At 66.6% G+C, this 16486-nt stretch carries 14 protein-coding genes and 1 pseudogene; 3 read left to right on the forward strand and 12 right to left on the reverse strand.

Annotated elements, in window-relative coordinates:
* The 5 genes and pseudogenes from G3N96_RS18535 to G3N96_RS18555 all read right to left on the reverse strand — a co-directional run.
* Positions 1 to 126: pseudogene (locus tag G3N96_RS18535) on the reverse strand (sulfate ABC transporter substrate-binding protein); the annotation flags it as partial.
* Complete coding sequence (locus G3N96_RS18540) at positions 126 to 974, reverse strand: ABC transporter ATP-binding protein (protein WP_206138050.1); 849 nt, start codon at positions 972 to 974, stop codon at positions 126 to 128. The pseudogene G3N96_RS18535 and the gene G3N96_RS18540, both read right to left, overlap by 1 nt.
* Entirely contained in the window at positions 974 to 1981 is a 1008-nt protein-coding gene (locus G3N96_RS18545; RefSeq protein ID WP_124585337.1) for a TauD/TfdA family dioxygenase, read from the reverse strand. Before G3N96_RS18545 ends, G3N96_RS18540 begins: the two co-directional genes overlap by 1 nt.
* Positions 1982 to 2026: 45 nt before the next feature.
* The gene (locus G3N96_RS18550) at positions 2027 to 2269 is read right to left on the reverse strand and encodes an MbtH family NRPS accessory protein (protein WP_124585339.1); all 243 of its coding nucleotides are present in this window, start codon (positions 2267 to 2269) and stop codon (positions 2027 to 2029) included.
* A gap of 86 nt (positions 2270 to 2355) precedes the next feature.
* A complete protein-coding gene (locus G3N96_RS18555; RefSeq protein WP_124585341.1) occupies positions 2356 to 3012 on the reverse strand; it encodes an RNA polymerase factor sigma-70 in 657 nt (218 codons plus the stop codon).
* A gap of 320 nt (positions 3013 to 3332) precedes the next feature.
* Between G3N96_RS18555 and G3N96_RS18560 the strand changes: the two genes are divergently transcribed.
* Together G3N96_RS18560 and G3N96_RS18565 are read left to right on the forward strand one after the other, a co-directional pair.
* The gene (locus G3N96_RS18560) at positions 3333 to 3572 is read left to right on the forward strand and encodes a hypothetical protein (RefSeq protein WP_071334430.1); all 240 of its coding nucleotides are present in this window, start codon (positions 3333 to 3335) and stop codon (positions 3570 to 3572) included.
* A gap of 47 nt (positions 3573 to 3619) precedes the next feature.
* Positions 3620 to 3757 carry an HHHH-motif protein gene (locus G3N96_RS18565; RefSeq protein WP_163008971.1) on the forward strand — a complete coding sequence of 46 codons (138 nt, stop codon included), beginning with the start codon at positions 3620 to 3622 and terminating at the stop codon, positions 3755 to 3757.
* 257 nt (positions 3758 to 4014) lie between these two features.
* On the opposite strand, the gene G3N96_RS18570 is transcribed toward G3N96_RS18565, so the two are convergent.
* From G3N96_RS18570 to G3N96_RS18600, 7 genes are all read right to left on the reverse strand, one after another.
* Positions 4015 to 5040 carry a fimbrial protein gene (locus G3N96_RS18570; RefSeq protein WP_206138051.1) on the reverse strand — a complete coding sequence of 342 codons (1026 nt, stop codon included), beginning with the start codon at positions 5038 to 5040 and terminating at the stop codon, positions 4015 to 4017.
* Positions 5037 to 5783: a molecular chaperone gene (locus G3N96_RS18575; RefSeq protein WP_206138052.1), complete on the reverse strand. Its 747-nt coding sequence runs from the start codon at positions 5781 to 5783 to the stop codon at positions 5037 to 5039. The genes G3N96_RS18570 and G3N96_RS18575 overlap by 4 nt, the downstream gene beginning before the upstream one ends.
* A 16-nt stretch (positions 5784 to 5799) precedes the next feature.
* The gene (locus G3N96_RS18580) at positions 5800 to 8253 is read right to left on the reverse strand and encodes a fimbria/pilus outer membrane usher protein (protein ID WP_206138071.1); all 2454 of its coding nucleotides are present in this window, start codon (positions 8251 to 8253) and stop codon (positions 5800 to 5802) included.
* Positions 8254 to 8369: 116 nt separating this feature from the next.
* The gene (locus G3N96_RS18585) at positions 8370 to 8882 is read right to left on the reverse strand and encodes a fimbrial protein (RefSeq protein ID WP_034186931.1); all 513 of its coding nucleotides are present in this window, start codon (positions 8880 to 8882) and stop codon (positions 8370 to 8372) included.
* Positions 8883 to 9697: 815 nt separating this feature from the next.
* Positions 9698 to 11155: an efflux transporter outer membrane subunit gene (locus G3N96_RS18590; protein WP_206138072.1), complete on the reverse strand. Its 1458-nt coding sequence runs from the start codon at positions 11153 to 11155 to the stop codon at positions 9698 to 9700.
* Complete coding sequence (locus G3N96_RS18595; RefSeq protein WP_206138053.1) at positions 11155 to 14292, reverse strand: multidrug efflux RND transporter permease subunit; 3138 nt, start codon at positions 14290 to 14292, stop codon at positions 11155 to 11157. Before G3N96_RS18595 ends, G3N96_RS18590 begins: the two co-directional genes overlap by 1 nt.
* Before the next feature lie 20 nt (positions 14293 to 14312).
* Complete coding sequence (locus G3N96_RS18600) at positions 14313 to 15512, reverse strand: MexX/AxyX family multidrug efflux RND transporter periplasmic adaptor subunit (protein WP_206138054.1); 1200 nt, start codon at positions 15510 to 15512, stop codon at positions 14313 to 14315.
* A 150-nt stretch (positions 15513 to 15662) separates the two neighbouring features.
* Between G3N96_RS18600 and G3N96_RS18605 the strand changes: the two genes are divergently transcribed.
* Positions 15663 to 16310 (forward strand): TetR family transcriptional regulator, encoded by a 648-nt coding sequence (locus tag G3N96_RS18605; protein ID WP_206138055.1) that lies wholly within the window; start codon positions 15663 to 15665, stop codon positions 16308 to 16310.
* Positions 16311 to 16486: the final 176 nt, after the last annotated feature.

Consider the following 16486-nt stretch of genomic DNA (forward strand, 5'->3'; position numbering starts at 1 on the left):
CGCGAGGATGCTCGCCGACGGATACACCGCGTCGAACTGTGCGCCCGATGCGCCGGTGTCCATCAGCGCGACTTCGTTCTCGAACGTGACCAGCACGTCGCCGATGCCGCGCTGCGTGAACGTCGTCATACGGCGAGATCCCGGTCGAAGACGCCGGCCGCCTGCGGCACGCCGTCGGTCGTCGGCCCGTAGGCCGGCACGCACATCGGCGCGCCCGTCTGCGGATGCGAAAGCTTCAGCATCTCGACGCCGAACGCCGCGCGCAGCCGCGCCGGCTCGAGCATCGCATCGGGCGTGCCCTGCGCGACGAGGCGGCCCGCGCGCATCAGCACGATCTCGTCGCTGTACGCGGCCGCCTGGTTCAGGTCGTGCAGCACCCACACGATCGTCAGCCCGCGCGTGCGGTTCAGCGTGCGCAGCGCATCGAGGATGTCGAGCTGGTGATGGATGTCGAGATAGGTCGTCGGTTCGTCGAGCAGCACGATCGGCGCCTGTTGCGCGAGCGCCATCGCGATCCACGCGCGCTGACGCTCGCCACCCGACAGCGCGCCGACGTCACGGTCCGCGTCGCCCGCGAGGCCACTCGTCTCGAGCGCCTCGTCGATCGCCAGGTGATCGGCGCGCGACAGCCCGCGCAGGAAGCCGCCGTACGCATAGCGCCCGTACGCGACGAGCTCGCGCACCGTGAGGCCCGATGGAATCTGGTTGAACTGCGCGAGCATCGTCAGCTCGCGCGCGAGCGCGCGACGGCGGAACGCCGCGAGCGGCTGGCCGTTGACGTCGACATGGCCGGCACGGGCGGGCTGCAGGCCCGCGAGCGTGCGCAGCAGCGTGCTCTTGCCGCAGCCGTTCGGTCCGCACAGCGCGGTTACGCGGCCGGCCGCGATCGACAGGTCCAGCCCGTCGATCACGACATGGTCGCGATACCCTACCGACAGCCCGCGCGCGGCAAGCGCGGCGGTACTACGCGTCATCAATCCTCCGTTCGGTCGCGCGGGACCGTATAACTCTGCGCCATCGCGACGACGACCTTGCGCGGCCCCTCGAACGGGTCGCGCGCATGCGCGGTCAGCATGTTGTCGAGCATCAGCACGTCGCCCGTGCGCCACGGGAACACGATGCGCTGCTGGTCGAGCACGCCGCGGATCTCCGCGAGCGCGTCGGCTTCGAGCGGTTCGCCGTCGCCGTAATACACGTTGCGCGGCACGTTCTCGAGCCCGACCGCGTCGACGAGCGCTTCCTGCATGTCGTCGTCGAGCGCCGACAGGTGAAACAGGTTCGCCTGGTTGAACCACACGCGCTCGCCGGTGCGCGGATGGCGCGCGACGGCCTGGCAGCGTTCGCGGGTGCGCAGCAGCAGCTCGCCGTCGTCGTCCGTGCGCCATGCGCATTCGATGCCGCGCGCCGCGCACATCCGCTCGACCTCGGCCGGCTCGTCGGTGCCGAACGACTGCTGCCACGGCAGGTCGAGCCCCTGCCCGAAATTGCGCACGTACAGCAGCTCGCGTTTCTCGAAGCGCGCAACCAACGCCGGATCGAGCGCGCGATGGACGGCGCGGCTGTCCGCGATCGGCGTCGCACCGCCCTTCGGCGCGGCGAGCGCGCAGTGGAACCAGATCCGCAGCGGCCATTCGCGCGTGTACGACTGCTCGTTGTGCAGCGGAATCGCGCGGTGCGGCGGGTATTCGGTCGACGTGTAGACCGCGCCTTCGACCTGGCTGCGCGGCGTCGATGCGTATTCATAGCCGATCAACGGATCGCCGAACGATGCCGCGAACTGCTGGAACGCGTCGATCGACGGCACGTGAAAACCCGTGAACAGCACGCCGCCCGCCCGTTCGAGCGTGTCGGCCGCGATCTCGCGCGCCAGCGGCGCGACGTCGTCGATCGACATGCCGTCACTGCCGCGCGGCGACACGACGGTGGGCAGCCCCGGCTCGATACGCAGGTCGTCGAGCGTCGGCAACGAAAGCAGGGTCATGCAACGTCCTCTTCAGGTGGCGCGCCGGAAACGCGGCGCAGCGGGTCACGACGCGCGCGGTGCGCGCTCGCCGTCCATCGCGCGGCGCAGGCTCGCGGGGCGCATGTCGGTCCAGACGGTCTCGATATGCGCGAGACAGTCGGCTTTCGGGCCGCTCACGCCGATCTCGCGCCAGCCGGCCGGCACGGGCCGGAACGTCGGCCAGATCGAATACTGTTCTTCGTCGTTGATGACGACCGTGTAGACGAGGTCGTCGGTGTCGGCGGAAGGCGTCGTGGCTTGCGTCATGATCGGAAATCGCTGAGGCGGTTGAAGGTGGCGAAGCGGCGGTTTCGGCCGCTCCTGTCTGATAGACGTTTGGCCGGCGCGGATTTTTACCGGCGCCGTGCGCGGCCGCCCAGGAACACCGGGCACGCGACGCCGCGATGGCACGCGTCGAGGCATTCCGCGCAGTGGCGTTCCGCGTCGCGCACCATGAAATGCACGAGCGTCTGCGACACGTTCAGCGCGCGCGCCGCGGTCTGCAGCGTTTCCTCGCGCAGCCGCACCATCTCGAACGCCGCGCGGCTGCGCGCCGGCAGGTCGTCGAGCGCCGCCCACACGCGCCGCAGCGTGTCGCGCGTCAGCAGCGCGGCTTCCGGCGTCGGCTCGGGCGACGGCACGTCGAAGCCGTCGTCCTCTTCCGTGTGATAGACGTTCTCGAGGCTTTGCCGGCGGCACGCATCGATCGACGCATTGCGCACCATCCGCGTCACGTAGGCGACCGGCTGGCGCACCGCGTCCTGGTTCGGGAATTCGACGAGCTTCACGAACACGTCGTGCACGACGTCCTCGGCGCGGCTCGCGCAGCCGACGAAGCCGCGCGCGACATTGACGAGCATCGTGCGATGCGAGATCAGCACGTCCAGCAGCGCGCCCTGCGCACGGGGCTCCGCGGTACGGCGCGCACGCGGCGGCCGGTCGGGATAACTGCCGAGGAACGGGTTTGCCGCTGCCGCCGCCGGTCGGTCGAGCACTTCCGCCATCGCCATCGATCTGCTCCGTCAAATTCCGAGATAGCGAAATTTAACGTAAACGCAAATCATTCTCAATCCGATTACGAAATGACCCTTTCGGTTGTCAGGATTTGTCTGAACAATCGGCGGAATCGTTGCCGGGGCAGATGGGACGCGTGGTGCCGGCCGTGGCAGGCGGCCATCGACGCGTCTGTCTGGCGGATACGGCTGCCGCTGCCTTCAGCGGTTCCGACGAAACGCCTGGCGTGTCGTGTCATGTGCGGTAGCAACTTCTTACCACGTGAAATTTTGAGGGCCCGTACGATCGACGTGCCGTTTCCCCAAGGGAGAACCACATGAAATCCATCGTGTTATCCGCCGTCATGATTGGTGCGCTGTCGAGCGTGATGCTTACCGGATGCGTCGCCTATCCTGGGCCGGCCGAAGTCACGATCGGCTGGCATGGCGATCGTTACTGGGACGGAAATCGCTACTGGGAGCGCCGCGACTGGGAGGCTCAGCATCGCGGCGGGCATGACGACCGCCGCGACGATCGCCGGGACGACCATCGCGACGATCAGCGGCCGCAGTGGTAATGCGCTGCCGCTCCCGTGACCCACTATTCAACGACAGGACCTCAAACATGAAGACGCTACTCAAGACCCTGACCGTCGCGGCGCTCGCCGCCGCCGTGCTCGTGCCGGCCATCGCCGAAGCCCATCCGCACCGCGTGTGCCACTTCGAGCATCACCATCACAAGGTTTGTCGCTGGGTGCGGTAAATGACACAAGGCGCCGGGGAACCGGCGCTGCCGTTGTAGCGACCATCGCGCGGCCCACCCAGGTCGCCGATCACGGTCAACGAATAACCGCCCGCCGATACTGTCTGAGCGTGAACCCCGTCCATTGCCGACACGGCCAGCATGGCCGCGACGATACTGCGTCTCGGATACATCCCCTTCCCCTCCGTCAGTGCGTCAATGAAATTCCGGTGCAGCCGACGTGTTTTGCGACACTCGTCGCTCATACCGCACCACGCTCAATACAGGAAAATCCGGATTGTTGCGGCTGCGTCGAACGGCCCGATCTTTGGTGGTCCGAATGACTTGAGCACCGCATCGAGCAACACGGTCTGATTCGCGACGTTGGCCGCAAACTGCGTGAGCGTGAACTGCTTGTTGAACTCGATCGCCTTGCCCTGACTATCCTCGAGGCCGATCCCGAAATTGCTGTTCGCCGCCGGTACCAGTAAACCGTTCTGCACGGTGCCCTTGGTCGCCTCGAAATAACCGTCGACGCGAATCGGGATGCTGCATTTCTTCGTCAGCGACAACGAGAACCGCCGGCGCGGCACTGCCGGCAGGAAGCCATTGCCGGACGCCTGCACCTGACCGAAATTGACGATGCCGGGCTCGGGCGTCACCAGCACGTCGACCAGGCAGGGCGTCGGCTTCAGGCGCGACAACCCGCTCAGCCGGTACTGAAAACTCGATCGGGCCGCGTTGAGACCGTATTTGCCGTCGAACTGAAAGACCGCATAGATATCGTTCGGCGGCTGCATCCATTGGCCCTTCTTGCGTATCACCACCTGATAGGTAATGCTGAGCGGCACCTTCTCGCAGCGCCCGCGGTCAAAGTCCCATTGCGAACACGTGCCTACTGTCGTGTTGGTTTCCACGCGCGCGCTCGGCCCGCTGCCCAGGCCGAAATAGTCCTGGCCACCATAGCGAATGCCGATTTCCAGCCCCCATGCGGCGGGATCCTGCGATCTCGGGTTCGCGTAGAAGTAAACCTTCTCGGAAAACTTCAGCGCGTCCCCACCGTAGTCCTTGTAGCAGTAGCCCGTCGTCGTGCGCGGCGGCGATACCCAGATCACGTACCCGTCCTGCGCGTCCGTCGGATACGATGCGACACCGCCGATCGGCTCGGTCAGCGAATCCGCGCCGCCGTCGCTCAGGCAGCGCAGCGCCCATGCCGGCTGCACCGCCGCGATCAGCATCGCGAGCACGACCCAGCGCAACCATGCCGCGAGCGGCGACACGCGTTGTCTTGCGCCCCCGCTCATTTCTTCACGCTCTTGCAAGCACCTGCCTCACACGCATACTCCACCGCCACCTGGCCGCCGTAGTCGTCCACATGCGTGACGAACAGCGTCGACGGCGTCGCGGCCTTGAACGGCACGTCCGTCCTGCTCATCGGGCTCACCATCACCGGCTCCAGCGGCACGGGCGTCTTCTGCGCCCCCGCAGCCAGGTTGACGATCGTGATGTGATACGGCGTCGGATTGTCGAACACGAGCGTGTGCGCGGCCGAGTCGACCCGCAACGTCATCGGCATCGTCCAGTCCACGTCGCGCGCCGGCTGCACTGCCTTCGGGCGATAGAACAGCTTCATCTGCGTATGCAGCGCGATCTGCAGCGTGTTCGGCGTGTCCGTCTTCGGCGGCACTTCGCGGATGTTCAGGTAGAACACCGTTTCGCGATCGGCCGGCAGCTCGGTGCCGGGCAGCTTCGCGATCCGCAGCACGTTGCGCTCGTTCGCCTCGACGCGCTGCAGCGGCGGCACGACCATCAGCGGCGACGTGATCTTGTTGCCCTTCGCGTCCTCGAGCCACGACTGCACGAGATACGGGTACGTCGTGCTCTTGTTGGTGATCGTGACGATCGCGGCCGGTTCGCCTTCGTTGAAGATCACGCGCGTGCGGTCCGGCACGATCGCCGCTTGCGCGGCGCCTGCGAACAGCGCGCCGGCGGTCGCGAGCACGCACCAGGCGCGCCGCGGAAAGGAAAGGGAGAAGGAATGTTTCATCGCGGGATCCGTGAATTCATCGTTCGACCCGTGCGGCCGCTGCATGCGACTCGCCGGGCGTCTGGCACGTCACCGGAATCGGCGTGCCTTCGAGTTGGAGCTGGTTCGGCAGCGTGTCGATCGTGCAGAGCGTGCGTTCGCCCGCCCGCACCGCCAGCGTGGATTTCGGCTGAACCTGGGTCAGGAACGCCGCACCGCCCTCGCCGACGATGCCGAGTTCCTTGCCGTTCGCCACGTCCTGCACCGATGCACCGAACGGCAGCGGCTTGCCGGCCGGGTCGGTCAGCGTCAGGTACAGGTTGCTGCCGCGCGCGGCGGAAAACTTCACGAAGCCGATCGCGCCGTCGGTCAGCACCATGCGCTGGATCGGGTTCGTCACCTGCACTTCGAGCGGCAGCTTCTCGACGTTGACGGTCGCGTCGTACACGTTGTACGGCGAGATACCGTCGAGCACCGCGTAGCCGCGCGAATCGGTGTGCGAGAGCGTGCCGGACAGCGGCACGTCGGGCACACCGTCGGTCGACACCAGCAGGCGCGTGTCGCCCGCATTGCCGTTCGCGTGCGCCGACACGCCGTGTTGCGTCGCGACGAACGAACCGTCGACTTCGAGCGATGCCGCCGCATACGCATTGGCGAGCGTCGACGCCTGCGCGGTCAGCTGATACGCGGACGAGCGCTGGCGGTAGCTCGCGTTCGCCGACGCGCGTCCGTCGGTCGCACCCGCGTTGACCTGGTAGGTCCGGCCGTTCGGATCGTCGTAGATGTAGCCCGCGTTCACGCTCGTGCTGCCGCTGCCCGTCGTCAGGTTCGACGTGACGGTGTGACGGCCGCCGATCGGCAACGTCGCGGTAACCGAGACCTGGTTGCCGCTTGCACCGGCGCTCTGCGTGCGGAACGCCGACACGCTCACGTTCAGGTTGCGCAGCGTGCCGATGGAGAACGCCCGCGTCAGCGTGAGGCCGACGCGCTGCTCGTTCGCGCGTTCCCAGTAGGTCGTCTGGTCGTACGAGAAATAGGTCGACGTATCGCCGAAACGCTTCGACAGCGTCGCCGAGTAGCGCTGCTTGCTGTTGGCGAGGCCGTACGCGGTCGGGTCGCCCGAGAACTGCGCGAAGTTCGTGTACTCGCGTTCGGAGAAGCGATAACCGAAGAAGCGCACGTCGGCATCGAGCCCGTCGAAGTGCTTCGAATAGTTGATGCGGTACGAGTTGCCGTTGCGCGTCGCGCCGTTCCACCACAGCTTCGCCCGCGCATGCGTGACGTCGGCCGACAGCGCGCCGAACGCGCCGAAGTCGCGGCCCAGGCCGAGCGCGATCGACGTATAACCCGACGCGGCGATGAAGCCGCCGTATGCCGTGACGTCGAACGGCAGGCCGTAGGCGACTTCGCCAAAGCCGAAGAACGGCGTGATGCCGGCGCCGCCGAACTGGCGCGGCTTGCCGACGGCGGCCTTGTAGCGCAACTGCCCGGCGCGTGCGAGGAACGGCACGGCGGCCGTCGTCACCTGGAAGCGCTGCACGCTGCCGTCCTCTTCCTCGACCGCGACGTCGAGCGTGCCCTGCACGCTCGTATTGATGTTCTGCAGCGCGAACGCCCCCGGCGACACGCGCGTCACGTACAACACGCGGCCTGCCTGTGACACGGTCACGGTCGCGTTGGTGCGCGCGACGCCCGAGATCAGCGGCGCATAGCCACGCAGCGAAGGCGGCAGCATGCGATCGTCGCTGCGGATCGACGCGCCCGTCAACGCGAACGTGTCGAAGATGTCGGAAGTCAGGTAGTCGTCGCCGAACGTCACCGTCGACTGGATCGACGGCAACGCACGAAATGCATAAAGCCGGCTGAAGCGGAACGTGCGGTCCGCGTAGGCCGTATTGCCCACGTTCGATTGCGCCTGGTAGTCGCCGCGAAAGCGCCATGCATCCCAGTTCGCGCCCACCGTCCCGTAGGCCTGGATCGAATTCGTCTGGCGGCCGCCCGTCCCGAAGTTGCGGTTCGTGTTCGCGATCACGCGATAGTCGAGCATCGCACCCGGAATCCCTTCGGACCAGCGCGACGGCGGCAGGTAGGTCGAGTCGGTGAACTCGAGCGCGGCCTGCGGAATCGTGATCTTGAGCCGCCCGTCGCTTTTGAGGTAGCGCACGGTCGCGCCCTCGATCGCGCCGAGGTCGACGCAACGCCCGCCCTGGAAGCGCGGCAGGTCCTTCAGCAGCGACGGCTTCAGCCCGAACTGCGCGACGAGTTCCGGCGGCACGCACGGCTTGCCCGCCCCCGACGGGTCGACGGCGATGAATTCGATCGCCTGCAGCCCGTAGAACAGGTCGTTGACCTGCACGTCGAGCATGTACTCGCCGGGCAGCGTGAAGTCCGCTTGCGAGAACTGCGACAGATCGACGTTGTTCGAGCCGTCGATGTTCAGGAACGACGAATTGAATTCCGTCGCATGGCTCTGGCTGCCGACCACCAGCACGGAGACGCAAAGGAAGGAATGTCTGATTCGCACGCGGCGCTACCGGAAGTCCAGGGAGGGGGAAAAGAGGAAAACGAACGAGGAAGGGTGCGCGCACCCTTCCCCGGTACGGCGGCTTACTGGTAGCGAACCGTGAAGTTCGCGACGCCGTCGGCGGTACCCGGCGTCACGCCGGCTGCGGTCGCTTCGTACATCGCAGCGAAGCGTGCGATGTTCGTGCCGTTCTGCAGCACGGTCGGTGCCTTCTGCTCGGCGCCGTTGTCGAGGTATTCGCCCGACGCTGCCTGCAGGCGGATGCCGACGTTGGTTGCCGACCCGATCGTCGCGAGCAGCTTCGGCTGGCCTGCGCTCGACGTGCCCGTGAACGTGAAGTACGCGTTCTGCGCGATGCTCGTGTCGCAGTCGGTCAGCTTGATGTCGAAGTTGGTCGGCGTGGACTTGTCGCCAGCCTGCTTGAACACGTTGGTCGGCACCTTGCCGAGGTTCACGGTCTGGTTGACCGAACCCGAATCGATGCCGCATGCGCCCGCGACGATCTCGCCCGTGAAGTTGATCGTGCCGGTGCCCGCTGCGAAGGCCGAGGTCGACAGGGCCGCGAGTGCGACAGCGGTCAGGATGGATTTTTTCATGACGTTTCCCGTAAGGACTGCAAATGGAGTAGTTGACGTGGCGGACACAAACGGCAGCGCATGGTGGCTTCCGTCCGACACGAGGCGGCATTATCGAGATAATCGTGAAAGTTTTCTGTAAATCATTGTCAAATGCATCTGACAATGTCCGATTTACCCCTCTAAATCCACACTCTTTCCTGTCGATTTACAATCCTTCAACTTTTATCCGCAGTCCTTTTTTATTTTCCGGAAGCAATTGAAGATTAAGGAAATTTTCGATCGACAGCCGTAGCCACCCTGCTCACCCATGCTGGGATTGGCTCCCGCGAAGTCATCGTCGAAAAGGACAAAGCATTGTCCAATGCCGCCATCGTTGCAGAACGACAACGCCAATATCAAATCATTTTCAACAAACAGGAAATTAAACGGCGATTCAATCAATTCCATTCTTTCGCGCAAACGATTGCGACTTGAATACAAACGTTTTACTGCGACACTTTGCCGCCCTCATTATTTCCAATATATTGATTAATCAGACCGTCAATTCCGGATCGTAAATCACATGCATGCGCGGTCGCCGGAACCGGTCATCCGGTCCGGATCGCAGCAGCGCAAGAAGGAAAAATGGACCGCACACGTTTGCGCGGAATGGCGACACGAGCGGTCGCACGACGAGGGCTGTTCCGGCAGGATGAAAAACGTCCTGGCCAGCCTGTCAGTGACGGGAAAGATATCGCCGGAAGAGCGGTATGGATCGAAGAAAGCGGCGGCGGCACATCGAAGCGCACCGCCGCCGTCATGCCGCCCGACGCGCTTGCATCAGGCGACGGGCATTACGCGGACGCCGCGGCCTCCGCCGACGCCGGCGACCAGCCGCCGCCGAGCGCGCGGTACAGCGTGATCGCATTCGCGAGCCTGAGTTGCTTGAGCCGGATCAGCTCCTGCCCCGACTCGTACGTGCTGCGCTGCGCGTCGAGCAGTTCGAGATACGTCGCCACACCGCCCGCGTAACGGCGCTCGGCGAGCTTCAATCGCGCGCCATCGGCCGCATACACGTCCTGTTGCGCGGCAAGCTGGCGATCGATCCAGTCGCGCGCGGCGAACGCGTCGGCCACTTCACGGAACGCGGTCTGCACCGTCTTCTCGTAATCGGCCACCGCGATGTGCTTGCGCGCGTTCGCGACGTCGAGATTCGCCTGATTGCGGCCGCCCGCGAAGATCGGTAGCGTGAGGCGCGGCGCGAACGTCCACACGCTCGTGCCGCCGGCGAACAGGCTCGAGAACGCATCGCTGACCGAGCCGTAGTCGCTCGTCAGCGTGATGCGCGGGAAGAACGCCGCGCGCGCGGCGCCAATCTGCGCGTTGGCGGCCTTGAGGCGTGCCTCTGCCTGCCGGATGTCCGGCCGCCGTTCGAGCAGCGCACTCGGTGCGCCGGGCGCCACGGGCGCGATCGACAGTGCGTCCAGCGCAGTCGTGTCATCCGGCACGTTGCGCGCGAAGTCGCCCGCGAGCAACTGCAGCGCCCGCACGGACTGCGCATGCTCGCGCTGCAGCGCGGCCTGCGACGCGCGCGCGGATGCCACCAGCATCTCGGCCGAACGCAGCTCGATCGCGTCGCTCGTGCCGGCCGCATAACGGCGCTGCGTGAGCGCGGCCATGCGTTGGCGCGCATCCAGCGTGCGCTGCGCCAGCGCGAGCTGCTCGTGCAGCGAGCGCTCCGATACATAGGCGCCGGCCACATCGGCGATCACGCCGATGCGTACCGTGCGTTGCGCATTGGCCGTCGCGAAATAGTCGGCGAGCGCCGCATCGGACAGGCTGCGCACGCGGCCGAACAGGTCGAGCTCGTACGCGCTGATGCCGACGCCCGCGCGATACAGCCCGCTGATCGCGCTTTCGCGCACGACCGGGTCGTACTGGCGCGTACGGTCATAGCCCAGGTTCGCATCGACCGACGGCATCCGGTCCGCGCGCTGCACACCGTACAGCGCGCGCGCTTCCTCGAGCCGGCCGGCCGCGACCCGCAGGTCGCGGTTGTTCGCGAGCGCCGCGTCGATCCACCCTTGCAGCGCGGCATCGGTGAAGTAGGTGCGCCAGTCGTCGAGCAGCGCGGCGTCGGCGGGCGACACCTCGGCCGCCGGTGCGCCACTGCCGTCGACCGGCGTATAGGTCGCCGGCACCGGCGCCGCCGGCCGCTCGTAACGCGGCGCGAGCGTGCAGCCGGCCAGCGCGAGCGCGGCGGCCAGCGCAACCTGGGCCCGCAGCGCGGCGCGTGCATTCAGCGCAAACATCATTGAGAACCCTCCATCGTCGCCGGCTGTGCCCCGCCGCGCCGGCGCGGGCCGACGTCGAACAGGCGGCCGACGATCACGAAAAACAGCGGGACGAGGAACACCGCGAGCACGGTCGCCGTGATCACGCCGCCCAGCACGCCGGTGCCGATCGCCATCTGCGCGCCGGACGCGGCGCCCGACGCGAACGCGAGCGGCAGCACGCCGACACCGAACGCGAGTGACGTCATCACGATCGGCCGCAGCCGCAGGCGCGCGGCCTCGAGCGCCGCGTCGACGAGCGACATGCGCTGCGCGACCAGGTCCTTCGCGACTTCGACGATCAGAATGGCGTTCTTCGCGGACAACCCGATCGTCGCGATCAGCCCCACCTTGAAATAGATGTCGTTCGGCATCATCCGCAGCGTGACGCCGAGCACCGCGCCGATCACGCCGAGCGGCACGACCAGCATCACCGCGAACGGAATCGACCAGCTCTCGTAGAGCGCCGCGAGCGCGAGGAACACGACGAGCACCGACAGCGCGAACAGCATCGGCGCCTGCGCCCCCGACAGCCGCTCCTCGAACGACTGCCCCGACCACGAGAAGCCGGTGCCGGCCGGCAGCTTCCCGGCGAGTTGCTCGATCGCGGCCATCGCCTCGCCGCTGCTGTGGCCTGCCGCGGCCGAGCCGTTGATCGTGAACGACGGAAAGCCGTTGTAGCGCGTGAGCTGCGGCGGCCCGAGCGTCCAGCGCAGCGTGGTGAACGCCGCGAGCGGCACCATCTCGCCGTGCGTGTTGCGCACGCGAAGCTTCTTCACGTCATCCGGATCGAGCCGGTGCAGCCCGTCGGCCTGCACGATCACGCGGCGCACCTGCGTGCCGTGCATGAAGTCGCCGATATAGTCGGAGCCGAACATCACCGCGAGCGTCGTGTTGATCTCGTCCATCGACACGCCCAACGCGGACGCCTTCGCGCGATCGATGTCGAGCTTCAGCTGCGGCGCGTCCTGCGTGCCGGCGAACATCAGGTCGGTCAACGCCGGATCCTTGCGGCCCGTCTCGAGCAACTGCTCGCGCGCGGCGCTGAACGTCGCGTAGTCGAGCCCGCCGCGGTTCTGCAGCCGGAAGTCGAAGCCGCTCGACGAGCCGAGATCGGGCAGCGCCGGCGAGTTCATCGCGAACACCGTCGTGTTCGGCGTGCTCGCGAAGCGCTCGTTGATGCGCGCGACGATCGCCTGCACGTGCGCGTCTTCGTTCTTGCGCGCCTTCCAGTTCTTCAGCGTGACGAAGATCATCCCGCCGTTCGGCCCTTCGCCGTACAGGTTGAAGCCGCCGAGCGCATACGTGAACGCGGTCGGCTCGTCGCGGCGGATGGTCGACTCGACTTCCCGCACGCTCTGCATCGTTTCCGCGAGCGGCGTGCCTTGCGGCCGGATCACCATCACCATGAAGTTGCCCTGGTCCTCGTCCGGCAGGAACGCGGTCGGCAGCTGCGTGAGCATCAGCGCCGCGGCGCCGGTCAGCGCGCCGTACACGACGAGCCAGCGCACCGGCTTCTTCAGCATCTTGCCGACGCGCGTTGCATAGCGCTGCGTCGAGCGCGCGACCAGACGGTTGAACCAGCCGAAGAAGCCGCGCTTTTCGTGATGGTCGCCCGACACGGGCTTGAGCAGCGTCGCGCACAGCGCGGGCGTCAGCGACAGGGCAAGGAAGGCCGAGAAGCCGATCGACACCGCGAGCGACAGCGCGAACTGCCGGTAGATGTTGCCCACCGCGCCGCCGAAGAACGCCATCGGCAGGAACACCGACGTCAGCACCACGGTGATCCCGATGATCGCGCCGCTGATCTGCTTCATCGCCTTGACGGTCGCGTCGTAAGGCGCGAGCCCCTCCTCGACCATCAGCCGCTCGACGTTCTCGACCACGACGATCGCGTCGTCGACGAGAATGCCGATCGCGAGCACCATCCCGAACATCGTCAGCACGTTGATCGAGAAGCCCGCCGCATACATCACGCCGAACGTGCCCGCGAGCGCGACCGGCACGACGAGCGTCGGGATCAGCGTGGCACGCAGGTTCTGCATGAACAGGAACATCACGAGGAACACGAGCACGCCGGCCTCGATCAGCGTCGTGACGACCTTGTTCATCGATACGCGCACGAACGACGACGTCTCGTACGGGATCTGGTATTTCACGCCCGGCGGGAAATACGCGGACAGCTCGTCCATCGTCGCGCGCACGCGCTTCTCGGTGGAGACCGCGTTCGAGCCCGGCGCGAGCTTGATGCCCATCCCGGTCGCGACCTTGCCGTTCACGTACGACGGGTAGTTGTAGTCGTTGCCGCCGAACTCGATGCGTGCGACGTCGCGCAGGTAAAGCGCGGCGCCGTCGGCCTGCGCGCGCAGCGCGATCGCGCCGAAATCGGCGGGCGTCTTCAGCGGCGCATCCGCGAACACGGTCGCCGCGATCGGCGCGCTGGCCGGCACCGCGCTGCGCCCGATGTCACCGATCGTCACGCGTGCGTTGTGCGCACGCACGGCCGACGCGATATCCGACGCGGTGAGGCCGTGCCCGGCCAGCTTCACCGGGTCGGGCCAGATCCGCATCGCGTACTCGGCACCCCAGAACTGCACCTTGCCGACACCCTCGACGCGGCGCAGCGCCTGCACGACGTTCGCCGACGCGTATTCGCCGAGCTGCACGGCGGTCATCCGCCCGTCGTCCGACGTCAGCGACACCACGAGCTGGATGTTGTCGGCGGCTTTCTCGACCTGGATGCCGTCGCGCCGCACGGGTTCCGGCAGCCGCGCCTCGACCGTCTTCAGCCGGTTCTGCACTTCGACGGCCGCGAGATCGGCGTTCACGCCCTGCTTGAACGTCAGGTACAGCGACGCCGCGCCGGCGCTGCTGGTGGCCGACGTGTACATCAGCCCCGGCGCGCCGTTCATTTCGCGCTCGATCAGTGCGGTCACCGATTCCTCGACGACCTGCGCGGACGCGCCCGGGTACGTCGCATAGAGGCTGACGACCGGCGGCGCGATGTCCGGGTACTGCGCGACGGGCAGCGCGCGGATCGCGAATGCGCCGCCCAGCATGATGAAAATTGCGATCACCCACGCGAAGACGGGGCGATCGATGAAGAAACGTGCCATGGTGGTGTGGTGTTGACCAGTCAGGTTTGACGGGCGGCCGCCTGCGAAGCGGCCGCGGCAGGCGCCGCCTTCGACGGCGGCGCCGGCTCGACGGGCTTGACGGCCGTGTCGGGCGCGAACTGCGCGGCGTTGTCGACGATCACGCGCTCGCCGCCCGCGAGGCCGCGCGTGATGCGCCAGTCATGGCCGCTCATCTGGTCGGCCGTGACCTCGACGTCCTTGACCTTGCCGTTCGTGCCGACGACCCGCACCGACGTGCGGTCGGCCGTGCGCAGCAGCGCATCGCGCGGCACGAGGATCGCGCGCCGGTCGACCGCCGTATCGAGCGCGATCCGCACATACGCGCCCGGCAGCAGCTCGCGCTCCGGATTCGGAAACAGCGCGCGCATCGCGACGGTGTCGGTGGTCGGATCGACCGCGAGATCGCTGAACAGCAGCTTGCCCTTCAGCGGATACGCGGTGCCGTCGGCGCGCAGCAGCGTCACCGCGATGTCGTGCTGCGCGATGCCCGTCGCCCGCCCGCTCTTCACCGCGCGGCGCAGCGCGTCGACGTCGGCGGCCGGTTGAGAGAAGTTCACGTAGATCGGATCGAGCTGCTCGACGGTCGTGAGCGGCGTCGCCTCGTTCTGGCCGACCAGCGCGCCTTCGGTTACGAGCGCGCGCCGGGCGCGGCCCGCGATCGGCGCGGTGACGGTCGCATAGTCGAGCTGCAACTGCGCCCGTGCGAGCTCCGCTTTCGCGGACGCCACGTCGGCCTTCGCCTGCGTGTCGGCCGCAACGGCCTCGGTGTGGTCGCGTTCGCTTACCGCACGATCGCGCACGAGATCGTCGTAACGGCGGCGCTTGTCGCTTGCCGCGAGTGCGGCAGCCTGCGCCTTCGCAAACGCACCCTGCGCGGCGTCGCGCGCGGCCTTCAGCGGAGCGGGATCGATGCGGAACAGCACCGCGCCCTGCTTCACTTCCTGGCCTTCCTCGTAGGTGCGCGCGGTCACGATGCCCGCGACCCGCGCCCGCACTTCCGCCTGCCGGTACGCGTCGAGCCGGCCCGGCAATTCGACGGTCATCGGCACGGCCGTCGGTCGCACCGTCACGACCGTCGCCTGTTTCGCGGCCTCCGGCGCCGCGTCCTTGTCGCCCTTTCCACATCCGGCCAGGGCCAGCACGGCCGCCAGCGCGAACGGCGCCAGTCGGTGGCGCAACAGGGAGCGATTGTTATTCATGTGTGACCTCGGATCGTTCGCCACCGATAAAATGCGGCGGCTCAGGGTGGCCGATTATAATCAGTCACGACTGATTAAATACACACCGCTTCAATCTGACCGTCACACTGTCTCAATAAAACGACAGCGAACTGTAAGGAATTTCAGGACATGGCTCGCAAGACCCGCGAAGAATCGCTCGCCATCAAGCACCGGATCCTCGACGCCGCCGAGCTCGTGCTGCTCGAGAAAGGCGTGGCGCAAACCGCGATGGCGGACCTCGCCGAGGCCGCCGGGATGTCGCGGGGCGCCGTCTATGGCCATTACCGCAACAAGATGGAAGTGTGTCTCGCGATGTGCGACCGCGCGTTCGCGCGCACGTCGGAAGGCTTCGACGCGGGCGAAGGGCTGCCCCCGCTCGCCACGCTGCGGCGCGCCGCGTCGCACTATCTGCAGGAATGCGGCGAGCCGGGCCCGATGCAGCGCGTACTCGTGATCCTCTATACGAAGTGCGAGCAGAGCGAAGAGAACGGCGCGCTGCAGCGGCGCCGCATGCTGCTCGAATTGCAGATGCTGCGGATCACGAAGGCGCTGCTGCGCCGCGCGATCGCGGCCGGCGAAGTCGCCGCCGATCTCGACGTGCACCTGGCCGCCGTCTATCTCGTGTCGCTGCTCGAAGGCGTGTTCGCGTCGATGATCTGGACCAACCGGCTGCGCGGCAATCTGTGGAACGACGCCGAGGCCATGCTCGGCGCCGGCTTCGACACCGTGCGCACGTCCGCCGCGCTGCGCATCCGTGCGCACAAATTGCCGGACTGACGGAATTTGTCGTAATAAATGCTGATTTAACCCGATTTACCGCACTGCGAAACGAATGAGCTGACCCCCTTTAAAATTTTTAACGTTTCGCGGAACATCGGTAGACTGACGCTGTCATCTTTCTTTAGCGTCTTCGTGATAACCGGGTACGACCCGGCATGCACGCCGCCGTTCGA

Source organism: Burkholderia sp. Se-20373 (assembly GCF_017104705.1).
GTDB lineage: Bacteria > Pseudomonadota > Gammaproteobacteria > Burkholderiales > Burkholderiaceae > Burkholderia.